Here is a 4,222-nt window from a genome sequence, read left to right on the forward strand (position 1 = left end):
TGATGGGGCCGTTCCTCGCGGTGCTGATGGGGCTGTCGCTGGTGACCGTGCCGGAGGCGGCGCGGGTGCTGCGGCAGTCCCCGCACCGGCTCGGCCCGTTCTGTCTCCTGCTGGGCGGCGGGCAGGCCGCGGGCGCCCTGCTGTGGGGCGGGGCGCTGCTGCTGGTGCCGGGCGCCCTGGGCGAGGCGGCGCTCGGCGAGGTGTGGCACTCGGCGTCCGCGCTGATCGTGCCGATCGCCCTCGGTGTCTCGGGCGCCGGTCTCGGCACGGGCGCCGCGGCCGGGCTGCGCGCGCTCGGCGCGGCCCGGCGCAGCCTGCGCGCCCAGCTCTTCGCCTCCGCCTGCTACGTCGGCGGCGGCCTCGGCGGCGCCGCCCTGGCCGGCACGGCCGGCTCGGCCTGGGGGGTCGCCGCCGCGACCGTCACCAGTTCGGCCGTGTGGTGGCTGCACCTGCGGACCGCCCTGCGCGAGCGCCGCCCGGAACCGATTCCCGAAGTGAGGACGCCATGACCGACCGTCCCAGGCTGAGCATCGGCCTGCCCGTCTACAACGGCGAGGAGTACCTCGCCGAGTCCCTCGACGCCCTGCTCGGCCAGACCTACGAGGACTTCGAACTCGTCATCTCCGACAACGCCTCGGCCGACGGCACCCAGGACATCTGCCGCAAGTACGCCGCCCAGGACTCCCGCATCCGCTATCTGCGCCTGCCCCGCAACATCGGTGCGACGCCGAACCACAACCACGTCCTCGCCGAGAGCCGGGGCGAGCTGTTCAAGTGGGCCTCGCACGACGACCTGTACGCCCGCGACCTCCTCAAGCGGTGCGTGGAGGCGCTCGACGAGCGGCCGGACGTGATCCTCGCCCACGCCGACCAGGCGGTCATCGACGAGGACGGCCAGGTGAAGGTGCCGTACGCGTACACCCTCGACACCGCGTCGCCGGATGCGCCGAAGCGGTTTCGCAGCATGCTGTTCGAGCCCGGCGGGGACGACTTCTACGGGGTGATCCGGACCGAGGCGCTGCGGCGGGTGAAGCCGATGGACAGCTACCACCACGCGGACCGCACGTACGTCGCCGAGATCGCCCTGCACGGGCGGTTCCACCAGGTGCCGGAGCTGCTGTACTTCCGGCGCGACCACCCGACCCGCGCCGAGCGCGCGAACCCGTCGAAGCGGGCGCGGTGCGTGAACCTGGACCCGCGCCGGGCGGGGCCGCTGCATCCGACGCCCCGGCTGCTCGCCGAGTACGTGTGGGGGTTCGCCTCCGCGATCCGGCGGGCGCCGCTGTCGTCGGCGGACCGGCGGGCGTGCTTCGGGCATCTCGCGGCGTGGCTGACGAGCCGGGCGCGCACGGGCGGCGGTGAGCGGGTCGAGGACCGGGCGCCGGTCGACCCGTCGGAGCTGTCGGTGTCCGTGGACGACCTGGTCGCCGGGCGCGAGGGGCGGCGGGCGTGAAGCCGGTGCGCGTCGGGGTGTTCGGGCTGCTCGGCTCCGGGAACCTCGGCAACGACGGCTCGCTGGAGGCCGTCCTGCGCCATCTGCGGGACCGGCATCCGTCGGTGACCGTGGACGCGCTGTGCGGCGGGCCCGAGGCGGTGACGGCGAGGTTCGGCATCCCCGCGACCCGGCTGCACTGGTACCGGGGCGAGTACCGGACGGCGTCCCGGGCGGGGGCGGTCGCCGGGAAGGGGCTCGGGAAGGTCGTCGACATCGTCCGTACGGCCGCCTGGGTGCGGCGGCACGATGTGGTGATCGTGCCCGGGATGGGTGTCCTGGAGGCCACGCTGCCGCTGCGGCCGTGGGGGTTCCCGTACGCGCTGTTCCTGCTGTGCGCGAGCGGGCGGCTGCTGGGGACGCGGGTCGCGCTGGTCAGCGTCGGCGCCGCCGAGATCCGCAGCCGGCCGACGCGGGCGCTGGTGCGGTGGTCGGCGCGGCTCGCGGCGTACCGCTCGTACCGGGACGGCGGGGCGCGCGACGCGATGCGGGCGATGGGCGTGGACACCTCGCGGGACGAGGTCTATCCGGACGTCGCGTTCTCGCTGCCGGTGCCCGTCGCGGCACCGGCCCCGGGGACGGTGTGCGTCGGCGTCATGGACTTCCACGGCGGCAACGACGACCGGGCGCGGGCCGACGAGATCCACGCCCGGTATCTCGACGGGACGATCCGGTTCGTGCGGGTCCTCGTCGGGGAAGGGCGGCGGGTGCGGCTGCTGACCGGCGACACGTGCGACGCGCCGGTGGTCGCCGCGATCCTCGACGCGGTCGGCTCGCCGCTGGTCAGCGCCGCCGAACCGGCCTCGCTGGCCGACCTGATGACGGAGACGGCGGCGGCCGACGCGGTCGTCGCCGTCCGCTACCACAATCTGATCTGCGCCCTGCGGACCGGCACTCCGGTCCTCGCGCTCAGCTACGCCGCCAAGAGCGAGGCGCTGATGACGTCGATGGGGCTCGGCCCGTACTGCCATCCGGCGCGCGCCGTCGACGCCGACCGGCTCCTCGAACAGTTCCGGGAGCTGGAGAAGCGCTCCACCGAGGTACGGCGGACGCTCGCCGACCGCAACCTCGCCACCGCCCGGCGGCTGGAGCACCAGTTCGCCGCCCTGACCACCGTGCTGTACCCGTCCCGCCAGGAGGCTCCTTGAAAGCGACCGCGGTTCCCGAGATCACCGGCGCGTACCTGTTCGAACCGACGCCGTACGCCGACGAACGCGGCTTCTTCTGCCGCACCTTCGACGCCGACGTCGTCCGGTCGGTGGGCATCGACCCGGACGCCTTCGTGCAGGACAGTCTGTCGCGGTCGGTGCGCGGGGTGGTGCGCGGCCTGCATCTGCGCTCCGGCGCGGGCGAGGCCAAGGTGGTGCGGTGCTCGTCCGGGCGGGTCTTCGACGTCGTCGTGGATCTGCGGGCGTCCTCGCCGACGTACCTGAACCGGGCCTTCTTCGAGCTGTCCGGGGAGACGCAGGCGAGCGTCTACATCCCGGCGGGGTGCGGGCACGGCTTCCAGGCACTGACCGAGACCGCCGACACGTCGTACCGGATCGACCGGCCGCACGACCCGTCCGAGGACGTCACGATCGCCTTCGACGACCCCGAGCTGGGCATCCCCTGGCCGCTGCCCGTCACCTCGCTGTCCCCCCGGGACCGGGAGGCGCCCGGGCTCGCCGAGGTTCTCAAGCGGCTGGAGGGATGACCGTGGGCACCGAGAAGTCACGCCGGGCCAACGAGCGGCTGCACGCCCTGATCCCCGGGGGCGCGCACACCTACGCCAAGGGCGACGACCAGTACCCGGAGAACCTGGCGCCGGTCATCAGCCATGGGCGCGGGGCCCATGTGTGGGACGTCGACGGCAACCGGTACGTCGAGTACGGCTCCGGGCTGCGCTCGGTCAGTCTCGGCCACGCGCACCCCCGGGTCATCGAGGCCGTGCGCGGGCAGCTCGACCGGGGCTCGAACTTCGTGCGGCCGTCGGTCGTCGAGGTCGAGGCCGCCGAGCGGTTCCTCGCGACCGTGCCGACCGCCGAGATGGTCAAGTTCGCCAAGAACGGCTCCGACGCGACCACCGCCGCCGTACGCCTCGCCCGCGCCGCCACCGGCCGCTCCCGGGTCGCCCTCTGCGCCGACCATCCCTTCTTCTCCACCGACGACTGGTTCATCACGACCACCCCGATGTCCGCCGGCATCCCGCCGAACGGCCTCACGGTGTCGTTCCCGTACGGCGACCTCGCCGCGACGGAGGCGCTCCTCGCCCGCGACGGCGACATCGCCTGCCTGATCCTCGAACCGGCCACCCAGACCGAGCCGCCGCCCGGCTACCTCGCCGGTCTGCGCGAACTCGCCGACCGGTACGGGTGCGTGCTGGTCTTCGACGAGATGATCACCGGGTTCCGGTGGTCCGAGGCGGGGGCGCAGGGCCTGTACGGGGTCGTGCCCGACCTCTCGACGTTCGGCAAGGCCCTCGGCAACGGCTTCGCCGTCGCCGCACTCGCCGGGCGCCGCGAGCTGATGGAACTGGGCGGGCTGCGAAGCTCCGGCGACCGGGTGTTCCTGCTGTCCACGACCCACGGCGCGGAGACGCATTCCCTGGCCGCCGCGATGGCCGTGCAGAGCGTGTACGTCGAGGAGGGCATCACCGCACGGCTGCACACACTCGGGGACCGGCTGGCGGCCGGGGTCCGCGACGCCGCCGCCGGGATGGGGGTCGGGGACCACGTCGTGGTGCGGGGG

At 74.0% G+C, this 4,222-nt stretch carries 5 protein-coding genes; all 5 read left to right on the forward strand.

Going from position 1 to position 4,222, the window contains the following annotated elements:
* A partial coding sequence (locus AOK24_RS30745; protein ID WP_478078775.1) for an MATE family efflux transporter occupies positions 1-509 on the forward strand: 509 nt, incomplete at its 5' end.
* Positions 506-1,453, forward strand: coding sequence for a glycosyltransferase family 2 protein (locus AOK24_RS30750; protein WP_055723310.1), 948 nt, complete (start codon positions 506-508; stop codon positions 1,451-1,453). The genes AOK24_RS30745 and AOK24_RS30750, both read left to right, overlap by 4 nt.
* Entirely contained in the window at positions 1,450-2,640 is a 1,191-nt protein-coding gene (locus AOK24_RS30755) for a polysaccharide pyruvyl transferase family protein (protein ID WP_055723311.1), read from the forward strand. The genes AOK24_RS30750 and AOK24_RS30755 overlap by 4 nt, the downstream gene beginning before the upstream one ends.
* The gene (locus AOK24_RS30760; protein ID WP_055723312.1) at positions 2,637-3,188 is read left to right on the forward strand and encodes a dTDP-4-dehydrorhamnose 3,5-epimerase family protein; all 552 of its coding nucleotides are present in this window, start codon (positions 2,637-2,639) and stop codon (positions 3,186-3,188) included. Before AOK24_RS30755 ends, AOK24_RS30760 begins: the two co-directional genes overlap by 4 nt.
* A partial coding sequence (locus AOK24_RS30765) for a glutamate-1-semialdehyde 2,1-aminomutase (protein WP_055723313.1) occupies positions 3,185-4,222 on the forward strand: 1,038 nt, incomplete at its 3' end. The genes AOK24_RS30760 and AOK24_RS30765, both read left to right, overlap by 4 nt.

Source organism: Streptomyces niveiscabiei, from assembly GCF_001419795.1.
Classification (GTDB): domain Bacteria; phylum Actinomycetota; class Actinomycetes; order Streptomycetales; family Streptomycetaceae; genus Streptomyces; species Streptomyces niveiscabiei.